17 protein-coding genes are annotated in these 21200 nt (G+C 36.6%); all 17 read right to left on the reverse strand.

Annotation, left to right across the window (positions count from 1 at the left end; all coding sequences use genetic code 11):
- Positions 1-60: 60 nt before the first annotated feature.
- On the reverse strand, positions 61-1188 hold the full coding sequence (gene gmd / locus ACZZZC_RS00345) for a GDP-mannose 4,6-dehydratase (RefSeq protein ID WP_463484314.1): 1128 nt from the start codon (positions 1186-1188) through the stop codon (positions 61-63).
- A complete protein-coding gene (locus tag ACZZZC_RS00350) occupies positions 1185-2084 on the reverse strand; it encodes an NAD-dependent epimerase/dehydratase family protein (protein ID WP_463484315.1) in 900 nt (299 codons plus the stop codon). The genes gmd (ACZZZC_RS00345) and ACZZZC_RS00350 overlap by 4 nt, the downstream gene beginning before the upstream one ends.
- 2 nt (positions 2085-2086) lie before the next feature.
- Positions 2087-2833 (reverse strand): glycosyltransferase family 2 protein, encoded by a 747-nt coding sequence (locus ACZZZC_RS00355; RefSeq protein ID WP_463484316.1) that lies wholly within the window; start codon positions 2831-2833, stop codon positions 2087-2089.
- Complete coding sequence (locus ACZZZC_RS00360; RefSeq protein WP_463484317.1) at positions 2833-3879, reverse strand: glycosyltransferase family 4 protein; 1047 nt, start codon at positions 3877-3879, stop codon at positions 2833-2835. Before ACZZZC_RS00360 ends, ACZZZC_RS00355 begins: the two co-directional genes overlap by 1 nt.
- Entirely contained in the window at positions 3876-5030 is a 1155-nt protein-coding gene (locus ACZZZC_RS00365; protein ID WP_463484318.1) for an oligosaccharide repeat unit polymerase, read from the reverse strand. The genes ACZZZC_RS00360 and ACZZZC_RS00365 overlap by 4 nt, the downstream gene beginning before the upstream one ends.
- Entirely contained in the window at positions 5031-5852 is an 822-nt protein-coding gene (locus ACZZZC_RS00370; RefSeq protein WP_463484319.1) for a glycosyltransferase family 2 protein, read from the reverse strand. It abuts the gene before it with no gap.
- A gap of 2 nt (positions 5853-5854) precedes the next feature.
- The gene (locus ACZZZC_RS00375) at positions 5855-6940 is read right to left on the reverse strand and encodes a glycosyltransferase WbsX family protein (protein WP_463486338.1); all 1086 of its coding nucleotides are present in this window, start codon (positions 6938-6940) and stop codon (positions 5855-5857) included.
- Positions 6937-7491: an acyltransferase gene (locus tag ACZZZC_RS00380; protein ID WP_463486339.1), complete on the reverse strand. Its 555-nt coding sequence runs from the start codon at positions 7489-7491 to the stop codon at positions 6937-6939. The genes ACZZZC_RS00375 and ACZZZC_RS00380 overlap by 4 nt, the downstream gene beginning before the upstream one ends.
- A 284-nt stretch (positions 7492-7775) precedes the next feature.
- The gene (locus ACZZZC_RS00385; RefSeq protein ID WP_463486340.1) at positions 7776-9080 is read right to left on the reverse strand and encodes a glycosyltransferase; all 1305 of its coding nucleotides are present in this window, start codon (positions 9078-9080) and stop codon (positions 7776-7778) included.
- Positions 9061-10419 carry a lipopolysaccharide biosynthesis protein gene (locus ACZZZC_RS00390; protein WP_463486341.1) on the reverse strand — a complete coding sequence of 453 codons (1359 nt, stop codon included), beginning with the start codon at positions 10417-10419 and terminating at the stop codon, positions 9061-9063. Before ACZZZC_RS00390 ends, ACZZZC_RS00385 begins: the two co-directional genes overlap by 20 nt.
- The gene (gene rffA / locus ACZZZC_RS00395) at positions 10406-11557 is read right to left on the reverse strand and encodes a dTDP-4-amino-4,6-dideoxygalactose transaminase (RefSeq protein ID WP_463486342.1); all 1152 of its coding nucleotides are present in this window, start codon (positions 11555-11557) and stop codon (positions 10406-10408) included. The genes ACZZZC_RS00390 and rffA overlap by 14 nt, the downstream gene beginning before the upstream one ends.
- 11 nt (positions 11558-11568) lie before the next feature.
- Positions 11569-12207 carry an acetyltransferase gene (locus ACZZZC_RS00400; RefSeq protein WP_463486343.1) on the reverse strand — a complete coding sequence of 213 codons (639 nt, stop codon included), beginning with the start codon at positions 12205-12207 and terminating at the stop codon, positions 11569-11571.
- Positions 12204-13313 (reverse strand): ATP-grasp domain-containing protein, encoded by a 1110-nt coding sequence (locus ACZZZC_RS00405; protein ID WP_463486344.1) that lies wholly within the window; start codon positions 13311-13313, stop codon positions 12204-12206. The genes ACZZZC_RS00400 and ACZZZC_RS00405 overlap by 4 nt, the downstream gene beginning before the upstream one ends.
- Before the next feature lie 101 nt (positions 13314-13414).
- Entirely contained in the window at positions 13415-14530 is a 1116-nt protein-coding gene (locus tag ACZZZC_RS00410) for a Wzz/FepE/Etk N-terminal domain-containing protein (RefSeq protein ID WP_463486345.1), read from the reverse strand.
- 128 nt (positions 14531-14658) lie between these two features.
- Entirely contained in the window at positions 14659-17127 is a 2469-nt protein-coding gene (locus tag ACZZZC_RS00415; protein WP_463486346.1) for an SLBB domain-containing protein, read from the reverse strand.
- An 87-nt stretch (positions 17128-17214) separates the two neighbouring features.
- Positions 17215-18351: a GDP-mannose 4,6-dehydratase gene (gene gmd, locus ACZZZC_RS00420; RefSeq protein ID WP_463486347.1), complete on the reverse strand. Its 1137-nt coding sequence runs from the start codon at positions 18349-18351 to the stop codon at positions 17215-17217.
- A 639-nt stretch (positions 18352-18990) separates the two neighbouring features.
- On the reverse strand, positions 18991-20271 hold the full coding sequence (locus tag ACZZZC_RS00425) for a nucleotide sugar dehydrogenase (RefSeq protein WP_463486348.1): 1281 nt from the start codon (positions 20269-20271) through the stop codon (positions 18991-18993).
- Positions 20272-21200 lie beyond the last annotated feature (929 nt).

Here is a 21200-nt window from a genome sequence, read left to right on the forward strand (position 1 = left end):
CGGAGAAGAATGACAGCACGCTCCTATTTCTCGGGAAAGCAACCTCCTTTTATAGAATTCTTACTCAAATTGGTTCTTAACACTATAGCCTGCTGCTTTTAGCATCAGTTCTTTTTTGAAATGAGTGACATCAGCAGCCATCATGTCTTCCACCAGCCCTGCTAAATCATATTGAGGTTTCCAACCTAATTTAGTTTTTGATTTGGTTGGGTCTCCAATCAATAAATCAACCTCCGTAGGCCTAAAGTAAGCAGGGTCAACAGCCACTACTTCTTTACCTATTTTAAGTTGATAATCTGCACTGGCACAAGAAATCACATAGGCTCTTTCTTCTACACCCGTTCCTTTAAACTCCAGTTCTACCCCAACCTGCTGGAAAGACATTTTTACGAAATCCCTTACTGAGGTGGTCACACCAGTAGCAATCACATAATCTTCAGGAACATCTTGTTGTAAAATCAACCACATCGCCTCTACATAATCTTTCGCATGTCCCCAATCGCGTAGCGCATCTAGATTACCTAAGAATAATTTATCCTGCAAACCTAAGGCAATTTTAGCAGTAGCTCTGGTAATTTTACGCGTAACAAAGGTTTCACCTCTTAACGGACTTTCATGGTTAAATAAAATACCATTACAGGCAAACATATTGTAAGCTTCGCGGTAGTTTTTAGTAATCCAGAAGCCATAGATCTTAGCTACTCCGTATGGAGAACGTGGATAAAATGGTGAATTTTCATCATAAAAACCTTGCGCATTTTTATTTTCAGGCATTCCGCCATACAATTCAGAAGTAGAGGCCTGATAAATTCTCGTTTTCTTTTCCAAACCTAAAATTCTAACGGCTTCCAATATCCTTAAGGTACCAATACCATCCACATTCGCCACATATTCTGGTGAATCGAAGGAAACCTTCACATGACTCATGGCGCCTAAGTTGTAGATTTCATCTGGCTGTACTTCTTGCACGATTCGAATCAGATTAGTAGAATCAGTTAAATCGCCATAATGTAATTTAAACTTCACATTATTTTCATGTGGATCCTGGTATAAATGATCGATCCGGTCTGTATTGAATAATGAACTACGGCGTTTAACCCCGTGAACCTCATATCCTTTTTTTAATAATAAATCTGCAAGGTAGGCACCATCCTGCCCCGTTATTCCTGTTATTAATGCTATTTTCATCTATTTATATTATTCCATCCAGTTAGCACTGGTTTGGGGTTCCAATTTAAGTCTTTTTTTGCTTTTGAATCATCGAAAGTGAGATCTGATATTATTTTTCCCATTTTTCTCGAATTAATTGGCGCTTTATTGCCCAATAAATCTCCAAACTTTGCCATAATATTTGCAGCCCAAAATGGGAGATTCATGCCGGCCGCCTTGCCAATCTTTTTAGCGATTGAAGATGATAATTCTGCAAATGTGGGGTGATAGCCATCTGTAAGATTAAATATACCTCCAATCTTTGCTACTTCAGGAATAATTTTAGCAACATCTTCTGCAAGCACCATGCTTTTTTTTGCGCTACCTCCAGCAATGTTAAAATAATAACCTTTTGTAATACCCTTAATCATCGCACCTAAGTTACCTGGTGGATTATTTCCAACCAAAAGGGGCAACCTCAATATGGTGCAAACTACATGTTTTTCACTGCACCAATCTTGTATTAATTTTTCCGCCTGAATTTTACTTTGTCCGTAAGGGTCGCTAGCATTTAAAGGATGATTTTCAGTGATCATCGTTCCACTTTCCTTGCCATAAACAGCAACAGTACTGATGAAAACAAAAGATCTGGGTAAGCTTGAAGCTAATTCTAACCCTTTTAATAAATTGGCAGTTCCAGTGAGATTTACCTCAAAGAAAGCTTGTTTCTCTAATTCGGTTTTAGGAACAGAGTGCGCCTTGCCTGCACAATGTACAATCAAATCAGCTGGTGGTAAATCTGGGATTGCCTTTGCTAAGTCAACATTCAAATCAGCTCCGCTCCTTGAAATCGTTATAATCTCATAATCATTAGAAAGTTCGGAATTAATATGTGTGCCTAAAAAGCCTCGAGCACCTGTTATAATAATTCTCATTATCAAAAAAATTGAGCTATTCTTTTCAACATTCTCAGTGGCATTAAAAATATTGGGATATTAAAGCCATTTTGTTGCCACGCTTTCATAATCTCTTTGTTGCCATTTATGATGTTACTGATATTTTTATTAGTAGCCCCTCCTAAACGCATTTTAACCATTAGCCTGGGATAATAGATAGATCGAAAGTTAAATTTTTTCATCACGCGAAACATGAATTCATAATCTGCAGCTAATTTAAATTTAAGATCAAATGAACCCGCCTCCTTATAAACATTCTTTTTCAGAAATAATGCTGGATGCGGGGGCACGTAACCATGCTCAAAAAATCGAGGATAATATGGTTTAGATTTCCATTTTCTTACCACTTGATTTACATTATCCTGCTTGACATAAACTAAATCTCCATATACAATATCACATGCGGTATCTCGCTTAAACATGGAAATTACGTCACTTAAAACATGTTCATCTTGGTATAAATCATCAGAGTTTAAGATGCCAATGATATCGCCGCTAGCCGCATTTATCCCCTTGTTCATGGCATCATATAAGCCCTTATCTGGCTCAGAAATAAAAACACTTATCTTTTCAGCATACTTATTTATGATAGTAGTTGTATTATCTGAAGATTTTCCGTCAATAATGACATACTCAACGTCTTCATATGTTTGAGATAAAACAGAGGTTATAGCATCCTCAATTGTAAGTTCGTTGTTATAAACGACTGTTATTATTGAAATTTTCATTAATTATATAAATCTTGATAAACCTTCAGTGTTTCTTGATAACATCGATCCCATGAAAATTTTCGTGCCTGAATAAATCCTTTTGTAATGATGTCTTCTCTTGTCAATTCAATCGTTTCAAGTGCTTCCTTAAAATCCTGAATGTTTAGTTGATCTACCAAGATACCGGCATCACCTGCTACTTCAGGGATAGCCGATTTATTTAAAGCAATAAAGGGAGTACCGCTGCGCATGGCTTCCAATATTGGAATACCGAATCCTTCGTAAGATGATGGATATAATAATGCAAATGCATTATTATAAATCCTATTGAGTACTGAATTGTCTATATTAACCTCCAGGGACCATCGACCAGGAACTTTTTTCTCTAAAAGTTCAATTTCTTTTCTATTTAAAGGAGCACCCACTATTTTTAACTGAAACTGATCTACTTTTTCGAGTAACTCTATGCAAAAATTAAAATTTTTATAATGTTCACGAGAACCAATAAATAATAAATAGGGTTTAATAGCTACATTTTTTGCTTCCTTTTCTAAGGGGAAAAACTCATCGGATGCTCCGTTATAAATTACGGTAATTTTTGAAGGATTAATATGGGGATGTAATTCCAGCAAATCTTTCTTTGTATTGTTTGATATTGCTATGATATGATTTGCCTGGTTAATTGCTTTCGTTTTTTGATATGCGTGAAGAAAGCGACGAATTCCACTATAAAATTTTTCGTGTACAAAATCGTGTACTGTACAAACTTGTAGCGCTTGTTTGTTGTTCGTAAAGGTGTTATAGCTAGAATGAAAGATAAATTTATCAGATTCATTTGAAAGAGAAACTATTTTAAATCTATCAATTAATCTTATTTTACCCCTTTGAATGATATTTTCATTTGGTATATCAAGAGTTTCTCGAACGATATTATTACTGTCAAACTCCAGAAATTTTAATTTGAAATTATTAGCTAACAACCTCACAGATAGTTCTCTCCAATATGTGGATATGCCTCCAGCTTTTTGTAGCGTGAAAACGATGTTGTCCATAACAATTTTCATACTTTAACAGATTTTATTTTAATAAATTTGGAAAGTGCTATAGTAACCACTATCAACAACCAAAATTCCATTCCTCTAATAAACGGTACAGTAATAAATGTTGCAATGCAAAATAGCAATACAAAATAAAACCCTGTGTAGAATCTATTACCTTGCTTTCTCAAGATTTCCACACAGCGCAAAAAATAACCAAAAAGTGGATAAAAGATTAAACAAAGGTAGCCAAAATCCATATAAAGATAGGAGTTGAAATATTGAGCAGGATTCCAAACCCAATTTTTAGGTTCAGTTGAACTTATCTCAACACCAAAAAATTTACCGATAAATCCTAGGGGTGATAGGAAGGTTTGAAGCCCATATGAAAATTCATTTTGACTATCAAGTACCAGCTGGTAGTTTACTAAACTTAGCTTAAAATAAACAATCAAAAAATCGCCAAATCCTGAATCGGACATCCTTGATGCAGTGATAAAACCACCCAACATCAAAATTCCTGCAAAGACGATAATAAATTTAAGAGAGACTTTGCGCTTAAGCAGATTTGTATATAACTGTACGATCAAAATCGCCATTATTGTTAATCGATCTAATGAAAACACTACTTTCACGACAGCACATAGAAGAGCAAAAGTGCTTAATCGCTTTAGCTTTTTCAACGTAATTTCATCAAATTTATAAAAACTTAGAAAAGCCGAAGTAATTAAATAAACGCCAAGCGGGCAGTAGTTCAGCATCTTAAATACTCCTCCAAGTCCTCCGTCTCCTGCTTCCTGTCTAATACCTGCAACCGCATCATCGCGGGCCGCCAACTGCATCAAATATTCCTGAGGTGAAATTATGCTTCCTACTGTTAAAATTGAGGTAATTAGGCCAATAATAGTTAATAAGCTTCCCACTATAAAAAATCCTTGCTTTAAATAGGTTATATCGCTTTCCTTTCGAACTTTTTTTTTGATTGTCAATGAAATTTTCTTTCTAAATGAATAACCAATAGACACCAACACTATTGCTAAAAAATGAAGTATTAATGCATTTTGTATATGGTAATTATCACCGATAATCTCATCTTTTTGCATAGCAAAAATAAACACAACTAATTGCGAAATAACAAAGATGCTATATAAGGCATTATTCTTTACGAAGTTTTTCATCTATCGAATTACAATTCCCATAAGTAAACCCAAAAATTCGGATAGATAATATCTACTTTTACTTCTATTTATAAAGAAAAAATATGGTATTGCCAATGCAACCATAAAAAGTCTTTTAAAATATTTTTGATAGAACTTATGCTTAAAACATAGCTTAGCAAAGCCACAACGGTAGCTAAAAACCCGTCTCACTTCTGACTCTGATGAATGATTTAAGATTTTATTGGGATGATAGAAAATGATTTTATCAGAATATACTAAATCTTTTCCATCATTCAACAATCTCAAAACTAGATCATATGCTTCTTCCGCACCATGAAATGTACCTACCCCCAAGGTTTCATCATATTTATAATCTAACATAATTTGTCGTTTTGCAAACATGGTTGCTTCAACAAACATATTCTCGTGAAATTGTAAAGTGAGTGTATGTTCTCCTTTAGCAAAAGCTATTACACTGTCCTCTCCATACTCATCAACGCATTTACCGAAAACTACATCATGCTGCTCAACTTTTTCAAGCGCAATGTCAATAGTGTTATCCATAAACTTGCAGTCATCATCAGGAAAACATAGATACTGCCCCTGTGAATGTAGTATACCAACATTTCTGGCGTTAGATGCGCCTCTTGCCTCCGTTTTGATATGGTTTATCTTTAAATCACCTTTATAATTTTTAATGACAATACTTAGTGCGTCTGACACATTTTGATCTACAATTATGATCTCAATTAGTTCTGGCTTCTCAAATCTGATTGATTCTAATAAGTCGGCTATCTCTGTTGAGCGTCCTTTTGTAGCAACGATTATGGATAATAACATCTTTAGCGAATTATATTTTTCTTTAATACTTCCAAAAATGCTTTACCCCATTTTATATCAGGCTCCATATAGTTTCCCTCAGCCCATTCATTCCATGACTTAATAAAAATAATTTTTCTCTCCTCTTCTTTATGCTCAATTACTTCTAACACATCTTTAACATGCTTATCAAAAAGTTCAGGTGTAACGTTTGTCATTACCAGCCCTTCCCTACCGCTCCGGGCAGAATGATCCCACCCAGGGATAATACTTGGAAAAACATCCTTATTACTATCTATTGATGGCTCAATAAAATATTTAGACATTATTTTATATGGATAAGCAAGAGGTACGCCCCTTAAAATCTTATTCAGCCTTCCCACTATTTTCGTAGTTAATGAACGATGATTAGCTAAATAATTATCTAATCTTACGGTATTAACTGAATCAAAACCTAAATCAAGTATCTGTTGTGCGCTATATTTATGATCGTTACAATGACCAACAAAATGTATTCCATTCAAACCGTGTTCAAGAGCAAGCGTACGCCATGTGTCCATGAAAAGAGTAACCTTTTCATCCCCAAAGGGCTTATAGATCATAAATAGCGGTTTTCCATCCACTTCAATATACCTTTTATCCTTAAACGCAGGCAGCACTTTCATAAAATGGGCCGTAAAATCATCTACGCCAGGATATTTTTGCTCTATCAGGATATTTCTATTTTTGAGGCCGTGAACAAACCCTTTCCAGGTTTCATTAGCCCAAGCAAGGCAAAATGGAAAATCTGGCTCCCCTGATTCAAGAACCTCATTAAATGGCCGTTCTATAAGCTGTTTACCTTCCCCAAACCAATAATGCCAATAACAAAAGCCTGCAACGCCATACTCTCTAGCCATATCAGCTTGCGCTTTTCTTGCTTCAGGAACGCGAAGATCATAGTAACCTAGGTCGGCGGGCAACCGTGGCTGGTAGTGCCCTTTAAATAAAGGCTTCGCTTTGGCAACGTTGCTCCACTCGGTAAAGCCTTTACCCCACCACAAGTCATTTTCTGGGATTGGGTGATATTGAGGTAAATATATTGCAATAACTCTCGCTTTTGTTATCATGTTTTTAAATATTTAATTACTTTGGCAGGTATTCCTGCAGCAACACAATCCTTAGGTATAGAACGCGTCACTACAGCATTTGCACCGATAATACTATTTTCTCCTATTGTAACACCTGCCAGTACAACGACTCCTTGTCCTAACCAAACATTGTTTTCTATAACAATTTCACCTTTGCTAAACAAGTCTCTTTTGGAGGGTACCTTTTTTATGGCTTCCATAGAAATATCACCATGAGAATGATCGGAAATAAAGACCTTACTTGCAATCAATACATTATTTCCTATTGTGATTTTGTTTATCGCTCCGATATGACAATCTTTCTGAATCGACACGTTATCCCCAATAATAATGGATGGCGAATACGTCTTTCCTAAAAAGGTGTCGTACGCATCCAATCTTAGCCTTTTATCACAATCGAAATTATTACCGACCACAATGTAATTTCCGCCATGTAAATATATTGGCCTTGATATGCTCGGCTGATGCCCCAAAGATTTGAATTCTCTTTTAATCCAACTAGAATAAAAAAAGACCATAAACTTACTCAAGCTCCTATACATTTTAAATGAATAAATAAAAGAAAAGTAATAGATAAATGATCTAAGAAGATTTTTCAAAGCTTAATAATTTGGGTAAAAAAAATCTGACATAAATAATAAAGATATATGAGTTTGGGATAAATTCCAAAATTTCGCTAGCTAAGATGTATTCCTAGTGGCTTCGAAATTACTAACTATCGAATAGATTTCTATATAATTTTAATTTTTAAAAATTCAATCTTCAACATTGGCAAATATGAAACTCCTTTAATTTTACATTTCCCGTATAGAAATCAGCTATATCTAACAAGCTCAAACCCCGTTAAGATATCATTCCTAAACGCTGAATAAGACGATGTATTTAAGGCAACTGTTCTGCAAACTTGAGACATCACAATTGATTCGGTCTTTGACATTGTTATCAGTTTTATTATTCCATTCGAAAAATCCTTACTATCTCGATATTTTGCTCGATAACCTGTCTCATTACTGATAATGTCACATGCCGTCCCAATATCAAATGCAACCGCAGGTGTACCACACATAAGTGCTTGATTTAGCATCATGGGTCCAGCATCCTGAACACTTGGACTCAGAAAAACATCAGCCATTGCATAATAAATTGCCAATTGATCAAAAGACAGATGACCAGTGTAAGCGACTTCAAATTTTTCAAGCTCACTCACCTTGCTACCACTACCAGCAACAACCAATATAATCTGAGAACTCAAATCTGGTCTGTTCCTGATTAGTAAATCAAGTGATTCAATAAGATACTTGAAACCTTTTCGAGGATCATGTACGCCCAATGAACCGAAGAACAAAACTATCTTTCCAGTGAAATTGTATTGATGTTTAAGTAATTCTTTGTCACGTGGTCTGAATACATTTTCATCAACTATTGGATAGATTTTACCATAGTTATTGAAAAGACCGGACAATTTTGCATGATTGGTCTGCCAACTATTACCCAAGAATACACTATTGATTTTTTTAAAAATACTTTGCTTGAATAAAAAGTTATGATGCGTTTTATCAACCGGATTATTAGATGTAAGGCCCGGACACATTCCACATCCATATTGCAACCTATCACAATCCCAAAAGTAACTACACCCCCCTGTCATAGGGAACATGTCTGCCGCAACCAATAAGAGAGGCTTACCTATTTTATTGTAAATCTCTTCCAATGTTTTCGAGGTAACTAACCCTTGCCAAAAAAACACAATAACAAATTCATATTCTTTTATTATTTTTCTTGTAATTCTATAGGTTGGGACAGGAGGATTTTCTTCGTTCAAACCAAAAAAATAATAAGGTAACTTATTTAAATTGTTACTGCTTTTAGTTTTAGGTCGCAAGCTCTTAATCTTAGCCTTTGCATAATTTAAAGCAGTGTGTGTAATCTTTTCAAACTTATTATAGGCTGCTTGCACATTTAACAACTCCGACGAAAATGGGTATTTAGTTAAAACATCAATGTGATAGTCATTTTTAAGCGCTTTGGAAACATCCAAAATCATTTTAGATGAATTATCATTGGACAAGAAGCTAGTTATGATCAAGATGTTCTTTTTATTATCTATTCCAGATTCCATTTGTATCGTTATTAAATAACTTTTTTAATTGTAGGGGCCCTATCCAGGATATTAAAATCGCCAGAAGTATTTGGGAAAATACCACTCCACTTAACCCCCAATATCGACAAAGCAAAATAGTTAAAGGAATGTTCAAAATTCCAACTGTCACAGAGGCAATCATCTGAACCCTAATTTTGCCAAAACCATAGATTAATGTAGAATGAAGCGAATTCCACATATTTATGATCTGCCAAATCCCCATTAATGCGGTTAATATGAACGGTATTGATACTGCATTACCAAACCAGACCGAATAAACAAATGGCGAGGCAATAACAAGGATAATAGCCCCAATTACAAAAAACAAAAAAACTTTATACAGTTTACGTGTTTCAGCTTTCATCCAATTAAAATCTTTTAGTACCCGGGCTTCGATAAATGCGCTCCAAAAGGGTGCCAGTATAATACTAAAAAACATTCCAATTATTGTCAAGTATTTATAAGCCAGATTGTAGACAGTAACATTTAGTGGATCTAATGTCTTGGTTATGATAATGTTGTTTGTTTCATAATAGATGATGGAGATCACTTGAAGAATAAAAAAGCTTAACCCTACATTCATTAAGCTTTTTGCGTGCTTGAAATTTATAAGTCCAAACTTCGGAGCATAGGTCTTCAAGGATGTGACGTATAGATAAATGGAAAACGCAATCAATACTGCTGAATTAACCACACCTGTAAGCAAACTCAAATTCAATATTGAACCCGCTGTGAATCTGGACATGATAAATATCCCTATAAGCACCATCAATTGACTTATCACATTTATTAATGATGTGATTACTGGTTTTTGAATCGCTGACAATATCGTATTGATTAAGCCTAATACGAACTGAAAGGCGAAAGTTGTAACCACAATCAACATAACATAAAAGAAATCTTTATTTTGGATTCCTTTCACATTTAAGAACTTGGCCCAATCAATAAAGTTAGAACCAACTATGGCTAACAACCAGATAATCGAGATAATAATTGCCAAAACAGCATAAATGGTACTTACATAAATTCTTGCTAATTTGTGCTTTCCATGAGTTACTGCCTCAACAAATTTATTCTTTAGTCCATTTCCAAAACCAATATCAAAAAAACTGAGCCAGCCAATTATCGAAGAAATAGTAATCCAAACCCCGTATTGATAAGGCGAAATATAGTTGATAGTCAGGGGCACAATCACCAAGCTTAGTAAAATGCTAATCCCTTTAAGCATAATAGACCCTAAAACATTGACCTGAATTTTTTTTGAACGATCATTACCTTTAAAGCCGCCGAGCAAGGAATTAATCTTATCCCTTAACATCTTCAAATGTTAGCGCTAAGCAATCAAAAATCTTATCCAGATCCTCAAAATTCAGTTCATAAAATAGGGGCAAACGTACCAGACATTCCGTAAAATTGTCTGAATTTGGGAGGGTCCTACCGGCATCATGTTTATGAGCATAATATTCACTTGAGTGCAGAGATAAATAATGAAAAACTGCATGAAATCCATTGTCCTTTAACGAACTGATTAACTTATCCCTTGTTTCTCCATTAACACACGTCAGATAAAACATGTGTCCATTTTTAGTAGCATAATCTGGGACTTGAGGCAGTGCAAACTTTTGAATATTCAATTTGCTTAAACCATCATAATAATAATTCCACAAGCTTACTCTTCTTTCCTGAATCATTGATAGATTCTCAATTTGCGCCCAGAGAAATGCGGCAATTATCTCCGAAGGTAAGAACGATGAACCTGTGTCAACCCATCCATACTTATTAACTTCGCCTCTAAAAAATTCTGCTCTATTGGTTCCTTTTTCCCAAATAATTTCCGCTCTGGATATAAATCTTTCATCATTAATTGCCAGCATCCCTCCTTCGCCCGATACTATATTTTTAGTTTCATGAAAGGAGAAGGCTGCAAAGTGGCCTATCGAACCAAGTGCTCTTTTCTCCCCTAATTTATTAATATAAAAGCTATCAATGGCTTGGGCAGCATCTTCAATTACTAATAGATTATACTTCTCTGCTAACTCCATTATTTTATCCATATCGCAAGCCACTCCTGCATAGTGAACCGGGACTATTGCTTTCGTACGACTAGTAATTAAATCCTCAATTTTGTCTGCATCAATATTTGGATTATTGGCATATGAATCAGCAAATACAATTTTAGCGCCTTGACGAACAAACGCAATTGCCGTTGAAACGAAAGTAAAACTAGGAACAATTACCTCATCACCCTCTTTAATGTTTGCCAAAATAGCTGCCATTTCAAGTGCATCAGTACAAGATGTTGTGAGCAGCACTTTTTTGAAATGATATTGTTCTTCAAAAAAAGCTTGGCATTTTTGAGTATATTTTCCATTACCTGAGATCTTGCCCGAATTTACAGCATCATAGATGTAATGAGTTTCTTTGCCTGTTAAATAAGGCTTATTAAATGGTATCATTTTACAATATATTATATATTCTCTCTAATAAATCTTACTGGGTTACCCACATATAGCCCTGCTCTTTCGATATTTTTTATAACTAGGCCAGCCCCACCAATTTGTGTCTGACTTGTAATTGACAAATTATCAATTACAGTAGAATTTATACCCAAAATGCACATGTCTCCAACATTAACAAAACCAGCTATAGCCACTCTGGGAGACAAGAAACAGTTTTCTCCAATAATACTATCATGTGAAATAGTGGTAGAAAGATTTAAAATTGTATTAGATTCTATGGTAACATTAGCATCTAATATACATCTTGGATAAATTACACATCCTGGTTTAACTATTGTTGTACTATCAAGGTATGACGACGAATGTACAATTTTTCCAAAGGGAATTAGCCCCTTGAATTTGTCAAATAAAGACTTTCTGACCTGCAGATGTTTATACCCTATTCCAATAATAAGCTCATCGAAGAGTTGAGATGAAAATGCATGAATTAAGTCGCTTGTTTTGCCAATAACGGGGTGACCATTTACTACATCATCGAATATTATATCATCGAAAAACACAATTTTGCTATAGTGCTTATCGTTAAGGGCGAGATGGGCAATTTGTTGTCCTAAGTGCCCTGCACCTATTATTGCAAGTGTTTTCATAATAGGTTTACTTTCTTGTCTGAATAATAAATCAGATAGCCTGATCGGTCATTACTATTTTTAATATACTTTAAATCTTCGTTGAGAATTTCCTTCTGGTAATCAAAATCGTTAAGTTGTCTAAAAAAAGGCAATAACGATTTGGTTTCTTCAGATAAAAAATATACTCCAGCATATCCTTTTGATTGGATATTGGGAGATTGATAATTGCCTAAACTTATATCAATTGTGGATTTTAAATAGTCATAGCCAGTTGATAGCTGCACAAGAGTAGATCCTATAAAATCGCCACCCATTCTAGCTCCTACTTCAATTGCAAAAACTTTGCCTTTGCTTGTGATTTTAAATTCAGCATGGCTTGCACCAAACTTAATATCTAAAGCATTTAAGCACTTTATAGTTTCCTCTTGTATTTGATCCAAGACTGAATTGGAAAGACTTGATGGCTGATGATGGGCCAATTCAACAAAATGTGGTGCGCCAGTTGTAACTTTGTCAGTTATAGCCAATATTTTGTGTTCTCCATGCCATGAGACTGTCTCCACGCTCACCTCAGTACCGTCAATATATTCTTCTATTATTACCTTTTTGGAAAACGATTCCTCCATGGCTGAATTTATTGCTAAACTTAATTGCTCTTCGAAATCTACTTTTGTAACTCCCCTACTTCCTGATCTATCAGTAGGTTTAATGATCAATGGAAACGAAAAATCGTCTATACAATAAGTCCCATCTGTTACTTCAACAAATTTTGGTATAGAGCATTCGCCCATTTTAAAGGCTTTCCTCATAGCTAACTTGTCAGTAGACATCAATGCCGATCTATAGCTGTTTGATATCAACCCAAGCGATTCTGCAACAAAACTGATTGTTGTGACAGCCATATCGGTAGCTATTGTCGTAATTCCATCAATCCCTATCTCGCGACATTTTTCTAGTATTCCTTCTTTATCTAAAATAGAAATAGGGTAAAAAAAATCTGAAAAGTCAGCACAAACTGCACCATCTTTCCATGCAAAACAATGCGTTTCGATACCCATTTCTTTCGCTTTGTGAACAAGTGGCAGCTGTAGGTAACTAGCTCCTATTATAGCCAATTTAATCATGTTTCATTAATAACATTTATTTCAATTTATTCAGCAAATATTTATGTCACGTAACAACAAATAAGTAATCCTAATTTGAGAGATAAGAAGTATATCTGAGACTATACCTCAACCCTAGTCTCAGATGTGATATCTCGAATAAATTTTCTGAAAATCAAAATTAAAATTATAACCACGAAGAATATAAACCCTCCCATAACTAGGCCCTTAAACTTTCCAAATGTCGAGACACTGAGTGGATAAATCGGTTGATCTATCACTTGAATTAATGGCGTTTCTTTCAAAAGGCCCATTTTGGAAAGCTCAAGGTTTTGGAGTAATGCCCCGAGTACAGATTTATTAGTTTCAGCCGAAAACTGTGCTTTTTGTGAGGGCGCAATCCTTTGTACTTGTCTTGTCGGATTTAAATTTGGCGTCGCATCAGCAACAGCAACCGCGGAATAAATTGCCCCGTTCATTACATTTCTAACAGAATCTGTTTTATGTTGCAATATTTTAACATTTTGAATTGCCTTCTTAGTTTTTGTATTGATGAAGAATTCATTTACATTTTTTACTAACGCATCATTAAATGCTTTAGCGAAAATCTCATCTGGTGCCTTTACATCAACTTGTATGATATTTAATTTTTTATCTGGCTTAGTTACATTAAGATATTTTTTATTTAAATCGTTTATAAACGATCCTAATAAACTGTCCCGCAATCTATTGGGAATCAATGTACCATTTTGATCAATTTTAAGTTGAAAGCTAACATCTATCAATTTTGGCGTCTTTTCCCATTTGCTTCTTAAATCATTTATTTCAATGTAGCGATCGACTAGCAATTGTTGTTTCCCTGAAACCTCTATGGAAGTGAGTAAGGTTTCCTGCAACATGGTTCTCGATTTATATAGACCAAGAATGTTATCACCTTGAAAAATACCCCCACCTCCACTTCCAAGATCTACTCCTGCCATGGATGCTAATCCAGCTAAATTGCCTAAGCCACCACCGCCTTTTTCATCCTCTAATACGAAAGTAGTAGTCGCCGTGTAAATTGGCTTCTTCATTATTGAATAAAGAAATCCCAGGCCGGCTCCGATTAAGATAAAGATTAAAATGATTACCCATTTTGATAACAAGTAGCGATACCATTCACGAAACTTCATGATAACCTGTTTAAGGGTAATTTCGCTGTTATCTAAATTAATATTATCCTGGCTAGATGTGGTCATTTGTATTCTGTGTTATTTTTTTTACTCAAGCGATTAGCATAAAATATGCATTACACGCATCATTAATCAGATGACTATTTTGTAGGTGGCCTATTATCTCTCAATACATGAGAAAGTTTTACAATTATCTATCTTAATAAACTCACAATTATGGCTCCTAGAGAGGCGACGGCAGTGCCTATCCCAATCCAACTCTGCGCTGTCATACGCTCACGCTCCGCACGCTTTGGCACCAATACTTCAGCTCCTGGTTTAATTTTAGGATTATTGTTAAAAAACAAAAACTTACCCACTGCAGCTGCTGAACCGTTTGGATATTTAACATATACCCCAGATTTTCGTGCACTAGAAGTATAGCCTCCAGCACCGTTGATATACTGTCTTAAACTTTTTCCCGGCATATATACAATGCTGTTTGGATTTAAGACTTCCCCAGTTACTTTAACCGTTTGTAAGGTTTTCGGTACCCGGATAATATCGCCATCTTCTACAATCAAATCCAACCTCGATAGCGAATCTTTTAATATTTTGACTAAATTGATACCTACAAGATCACTTTGAATTAATTTCTGCTCTACCTCCGCAGCTACGGTATCGCGTACTCCTGATTCTCTCGCTCTTTTCAGGTTTAGAAATTTCTTGTCCTCTTCATCCCGGTCATTGATGGCATTCTTATCATTTGGATTTACTTTTTGCGCCCCTGGTCTTTTGAGTGAAGCACCGTCAGGATAAGCGGAAGAGGTTAAGCCCCCGGCACGCCTGATCAGTTCCGAGATTCGCTCATCTTTTCTGATAATGGTGTAGGTACCCGGATATACCACCTCGCCCTCTAATTTCACTTGTTTTTGTACGGTATAACCTTCTGCATTCCTGATTGTAATAATGTCAAAAGGTTTGAGCATAAAAGGTTCACCTACCAAGCGTAAATTCTGATCTACATTCACAATAAACAACTCCGCAGTCCTTGCAGAAGGTGCAGTGGCGTCACTATTCCTTACCCTTCTTGAAATTTCAATTCGATTCGGTGTTGCGCCCTCTTTAAAACCACCCGCCAACTGAATCACTGATTCTAAGGTCATGCTATCTGCATACTCAAAGGTACTTGGCGCTCTTACTTCACCCTGAATGGTCACTTTGTATTCATCCCTTAGATCCAGTATGGAAGAAATTGTAATTTTATCCTCCCTTTGCAGTGGGATATCGGTTTCTGTTCCAGCAATAATTTTAGCCACATCGAAAGAGATCAGCGCCTGTGTATTGTCAATATTCAACCGGTTAATATATCCCCTATTTAAAAAAGCTTCTTCTCTCAAACCGTCTGCTTTGTTAATTAAAGCACGCAAAGTAAGCCCATTTGACAGCTCGTAAACGCCCGGACGGAATACCGCACCTATTATCTCCACCCTGTTAGCAAAACGGTCCAGGATCGCCTCCACCACAAATTTGTCGCCATTTTTAGGTAGATAGGCATTCAGTTCAGCAGCAGATATATCTATGATTTTGCGGTCTCGATCTGTATTCTGGAAAGCTTTAATTTTAGCAGTATAAGCCTGCGTAGTAAAACCACCCGCGAAATCGATCACATCCTTTAATGTTTCGTTTTTGGCCACCTCAAATAAGGCAGACCGTTTGACCTCACCCGTAATCTCCACTCTTTTATCAAAAACTGGAACATTAATTACATCCTGATCCTGTAAGCGGATATTGCCTTGCTGTATTCCTCTCAAAAGAAAATCATATACATCAATCGTGGCAACTACCTTATTATTCCGAATCAACTGAATATTCCGGAATGAACCATTCTGTGCCGGCCCACCTGAGGCGTAAAGCGCATTATAAACTGTAGATAATGATGACAAGGTATAGGTGCCAGGTTTTATCACCTGACCCGTCATGATAATTTTAATACTTCGAATATTACCTAAATTTACCGCTACACTTGTTCTTCCTGAACGTAAAGAAGGATAGGTAGAAGACAGTGCAGAACGAATTTTAGAAGTGGCTTGCTCAATGGTTAAGCCAGCAACCGCAATCCTGCCCACATATTGAAGGGAAATAACGCCATCAGGACTCACCGGTAAATCGTAATTGGCCTCATTGTCACCGTTCAAATCGATTAATAGCCGATCATCAGGACCAATAATGTAACTTTTCGGAGTCGCTATGCGAAGATTGGGTTCGAATGTGATGGTTCCGTTGCGAAACAATTCGGCGCCAAATATTTTCGGGGCTATTTCGTCATCAGTTTCTTTTTTTTCGTTACTGATCTCACCACCCCCTGTTGATTCGCTCATTTCGCGACCTGTAGAAACCGCCTTGGCATCGGTTTGTACGGCAGAGGCAGTGCCTTGCTTTTTCACTTTCTCTACTCGAAGCCTTAATTTCTGTACCTCATCGGATTTCATGCCTTGCGCCGCAGCTAACTGCTCTAGTTGGGCATCAGAATATCCGATAGATTCGGCTTTTTTAATCATTTGCAAGATTTGCGCATCAGAGAGTTCATCTACCTTTACATTTGCATAATTTTGTGCATAAGCACTAATGCTAAACGTAAGGAAAGAGATGGCTAGAATTAATAATTTTATACTTTGTTTCATATTGATCCGATTTGATCGGCATTCATCCGGAAATTACTTTCCTCTTTTTATTATTTGTTTGGATATATTATTTGTCGACTTTGTTGGCTACTCAAAATAATTTAAGGTATTATAGCCCGCTTGCTTTAAATGTTCATCTTTTTTCATCAAGGCTAAATCGGCTTGCATCATATCCTTAACTAGTGCTTCCAAATCATACTTCGGTTGCCATCCTAATTTTGTCTTTGATTTGGTCGGATCGCCCAATAAAAGATCTACTTCTGTTGGCCTGAAATATTTTGGATCGACTTTAACCACCGTTGTACCTAAAAACAATTTTGCGGGATCAAGGCCTAACTGGCTTACCAATTCTGTGTCTACTCCGATAATCACCCCTTTTTCATTTTCATCCTTGCCGCTGAACTCAATTTCTATGCCAAGCTCGGCAAAACTCATGCGTACGAAATCACGAACGGTAGTAGTTACCCCTGTCGCAATTACAAAATCTTCTGCTTGCTCTTGTTGGAGAATCAGCCACATTGCCTCGATATAATCTTTAGCATGGCCCCAATCGCGTTGAGCAGAAAGGTTGCCTAAGTATAAGCAGTTTTGCAAGCCTAAAGCAATCTTGGCAGCAGCCCTGGTAATTTTCCTGGTCACAAATGTTTCTCCACGCAACGGACTCTCATGATTAAACAGGATTCCATTGCAGGCAAACATATTGTAAGCTTCCCTGTAATTGACCGTGATCCAATAGGCATACATCTTTGCCACTGCATAAGGAGAACGTGGATAAAATGGGGTAGTTTCACTTTGAGGAACCGCCTGTACCAAGCCGTATAATTCGGACGTACTGGCCTGATAGATTTTGGTCTTTTTCTCTAAGCCTAAAATCCTAACCGCTTCCAGCAAACGTAAAGTACCAATTCCGTCGGCATTGGCCGTATATTCTGGCATCTCGAAACTCACCTGTACATGGCTCATCGCCGCCAGGTTATAAATCTCATCGGGCTGCGTTTCCTTAACAATCCGAATCAGATTGGTTGAATCGGTTAAATCGCCATAGTGCAACTTGAAATGAACATTGTTTTCGTGCTGATCCTGATAGAGATGATCGATTCGATCAGTGTTAAATAAAGATGAACGTCTTTTAATACCGTGAACAAAATAGCCTTTTTTGAGCAGAAACTCTGCCAGGTAAGCACCATCTTGTCCAGTAACGCCAGTAATAAGGGCAACCTTCATAAATTATTCCATAGATTTTTGAGCATGCAAACATACGGAAAATATTTATAGGTAACGAAAATGTCAATATTGATGTAGTCTTTTTTAGTAGCTAACTACAGACTGAACGATTCTATTACTAATATTCCTTCGTGAATGAAGGTTTCAAATCTTATCCCAATATCAAATAAAACTCCTAAACGATAACTTGGATTCTCTCTAGAAGGAAAGACCTCAGATACTTAATTGGAACAGAATTGGTACAAAAATAAAGTACTGGAAGATAAAAAACATTCGATAGCAAAGAGGCGAAAAGCAAATAAGCTACTTAAAAGATTGTTTCTAATGCTGTCAAGATGACGATTGGCCGAGGGGATTTATTGAACTGGAGTTTATGATAGAAGATTGTTCAAAAAGAGCAGCAATTGGATAAACCAAGCTATATGACCTATGTCAATATATAGTTTGAGAATTAAAAGAACTTTCCTGCCAATAGATCTCTCCGATACGGTCAGCATGGCGATCTATTGAATTAGGCAGGATGCTATCGCCGCCATGAGTTCCCTCTCTTTAAGGAGAGGGCGGGCGGTGAGGTTGAACCTCGCTCATACCCTTATTCCAGAAAGATCTCCCCTTTCGTTGAAAAGACGATTAGTTTATCTACAGCCTCGCATCCACCAACTCGCGGTCAATAAAAGATTTTGTATCGAAAATGATTGCGCCATCTTTTTTCATTTTGGCGTAGTCGATTGTTAAGAACTGCTGGTGAGCAACTGCAATAATCACGGCATGATATTGGTTGAAATCTTCTTTTTCGATCAGATTAATTCCATATTCCAGCCTTACCGTTTCTTTGTTTGCCCAGGGGTCGCATACATCAACATCAATTTTAAAATCCTGGAGTTCGTTGTAAATATCGATCACTTTAGTGTTCCTGATATCCGGACAGTTTTCCTTAAAGGCAAAACCTAAAATGAGGACTTTTGCTCCATTTACAATCCCACTATTTGCGATAATCAGTTTAATGACCTTATTCGCTACAAATAGCCCCATATTATCGTTCACTCGTCTGCCAGAAAGGATAACCTCTGGTTTGTAACCCATCGCTTCAGATTTATGTGCGAGGTAGTAAGGATCAACGCCAATGCAGTGACCGCCTACAAGTCCAGGTTTGTAAGTTAAAAAATTCCATTTGGTAGCAGCTGCGGCAAGAACATCTGAGGTATCGATGTTCATTTTATCGAAAATCAAGGCCAGCTCATTTACAAATGAAATATTGACATCACGTTGTGCATTCTCAATCGCTTTGGAGGCCTCGGCCACCTTGATGCTTGGTGCTAAATGCGTTCCAGCGGTAATGATGGAAGCATAAAGTTTATCTATCTCTAACGCTATTTCAGGAGTTGAACCAGAAGTAACTTTTTTTATTTTAGTGAGTGTATTAATTTTATCACCTGGATTGATGCGTTCCGGAGAATAACCACAAAAGAAATCAATATTGTATTTTAAACCTGCATACTGCTCGAGCACGGGAACGCAGTCTTCTTCTGTGCAGCCAGGGTAAACCGTTGATTCATAGATGACAATATCATTTTTCTTCAAGATTCCAGAAATCATTTTACTTGCAGACAGCAGTGGCTCAAGATTGGGCTGTTTTAACTGATCGATTGGGGTTGGAACGGTGACAATAAATACATTGCAATCTTCAATATCATCTAATGCATCGCTTAATTGCAAACCATAGTTGCCTTCGAACCCAAGAACGTTTTTTAGATCAACCAGATTCGCTTCATTGGTTGCATCTGTCAGATTTTTCAAGGATGAAACACGATCGGAATTAGTATCGAATCCAATAACCTTATATTTTTTAGCAAATTCAATGGCTAAAGGCAGGCCGACGTAACCCAGTCCAATAACGGCTATAGATTTATCATGATTCATATTAATGCGATGCCGCCAAAGATATATAAATTAACAGGTGTTCCAAATATTTAACCACTGTGATGCATATCAAAATCTAAGGACTTGAGGATAAAACACAGCAAGAATTAGCCGAAAATATAGTCCGTATTGAAATTGCCTTAGAGATTTCCTTAGAAAGATCTCTCCACTGCGGTCGAGAGGACGATTTGGCGAGGGGACTATATGGTGAAAAAGATCCCTTTAGTAATAGATCTCCAGTCAAGCTGAGGATGACGATCTCGTGAGCAGATTGATTGTGTAAACCAACCATATATGACCTATATTTTTATATGGTTCAAAATTAACGTAAAGTAAATAAACATATAGGGATATAGATCATATAGTGAGAGCAATTTCCATAAGCCTATATGTTCTATATGGTTTAATATCCGATGAGATTTCCTTGAAAAAGATCTCTCCGCTACGGTCGAGAGGACGATTGGTGGAGGGACGACTGGTCGAGGATATTTATGATACAAAATTATTTATAAAGATCAACAATCGAACAAATCAAACGATATGGCCTATATGGTTTAAAAACAAAAGGACAACTTCTCTAAAAGAGTGGATTGCAGCGGCAGGCAAGCGATGACAATTTATTGAGTTAGGCAGGATGCTATTGCCGTCATGGGCTCCATCTCTTAAAGGAGTGGGCGGGGGGGGTGAGGTTAAACCTTGCTCATACCTTGATTTCAGAAAGACCCCATCGCTTTGGAGGAGATTACGACTTGGCAAGGAAATTAAATTGTGAAAAAGATGCCTTCGCAACAGATCCCCAGTCAAGCTGAGGATGACGATCTGGTGAGCAGATTGATTGTTGAAAGATGAATGATTGTGTAAAATAAACTCTATATGGCCTATATTTCTATATGGTTTAAAAGCAAAAGGACTGCTTCTCTAGATGAGTG

This window comes from Pedobacter sp. AC212 (assembly GCF_979258625.1).

Excerpts from the sequence above, each read along its gene's own strand:
- ACZZZC_RS00355 (WP_463484316.1), bottom strand. The coding sequence starts at position 2,833 with ATGAAAATTTCAATAATAACAGTCGTTTATAACAACGAACTTACAATT.
- ACZZZC_RS00350 (WP_463484315.1), bottom strand. The coding sequence starts at position 2,084 with ATGAGAATTATTATAACAGGTGCTCGAGGCTTTTTAGGCACACATATT.
- ACZZZC_RS00385 (WP_463486340.1), bottom strand. The coding sequence starts at position 9,080 with ATGGAATCTGGAATAGATAATAAAAAGAACATCTTGATCATAACTAGC.
- ACZZZC_RS00360 (WP_463484317.1), bottom strand. The coding sequence starts at position 3,879 with ATGAAAATTGTTATGGACAACATCGTTTTCACGCTACAAAAAGCTGGA.
- ACZZZC_RS00365 (WP_463484318.1), bottom strand. The coding sequence starts at position 5,030 with ATGAAAAACTTCGTAAAGAATAATGCCTTATATAGCATCTTTGTTATT.
- gmd (WP_463484314.1), bottom strand. The coding sequence starts at position 1,188 with ATGAAAATAGCATTAATAACAGGAATAACGGGGCAGGATGGTGCCTAC.
- rffA (WP_463486342.1), bottom strand. The coding sequence starts at position 11,557 with ATGATACCATTTAATAAGCCTTATTTAACAGGCAAAGAAACTCATTAC.
- ACZZZC_RS00425 (WP_463486348.1), bottom strand. The coding sequence starts at position 20,271 with ATGAATCATGATAAATCTATAGCCGTTATTGGACTGGGTTACGTCGGC.
- ACZZZC_RS00415 (WP_463486346.1), bottom strand. The coding sequence starts at position 17,127 with ATGAAACAAAGTATAAAATTATTAATTCTAGCCATCTCTTTCCTTACG.
- gmd (WP_463486347.1), bottom strand. The coding sequence starts at position 18,351 with ATGAAGGTTGCCCTTATTACTGGCGTTACTGGACAAGATGGTGCTTAC.
- ACZZZC_RS00400 (WP_463486343.1), bottom strand. The coding sequence starts at position 12,207 with ATGAAAACACTTGCAATAATAGGTGCAGGGCACTTAGGACAACAAATT.
- ACZZZC_RS00375 (WP_463486338.1), bottom strand. The coding sequence starts at position 6,940 with ATGATAACAAAAGCGAGAGTTATTGCAATATATTTACCTCAATATCAC.
- ACZZZC_RS00370 (WP_463484319.1), bottom strand. The coding sequence starts at position 5,852 with ATGTTATTATCCATAATCGTTGCTACAAAAGGACGCTCAACAGAGATA.
- ACZZZC_RS00405 (WP_463486344.1), bottom strand. The coding sequence starts at position 13,313 with ATGATTAAATTGGCTATAATAGGAGCTAGTTACCTACAGCTGCCACTT.
- ACZZZC_RS00410 (WP_463486345.1), bottom strand. The coding sequence starts at position 14,530 with ATGACCACATCTAGCCAGGATAATATTAATTTAGATAACAGCGAAATT.
- ACZZZC_RS00390 (WP_463486341.1), bottom strand. The coding sequence starts at position 10,419 with ATGTTAAGGGATAAGATTAATTCCTTGCTCGGCGGCTTTAAAGGTAAT.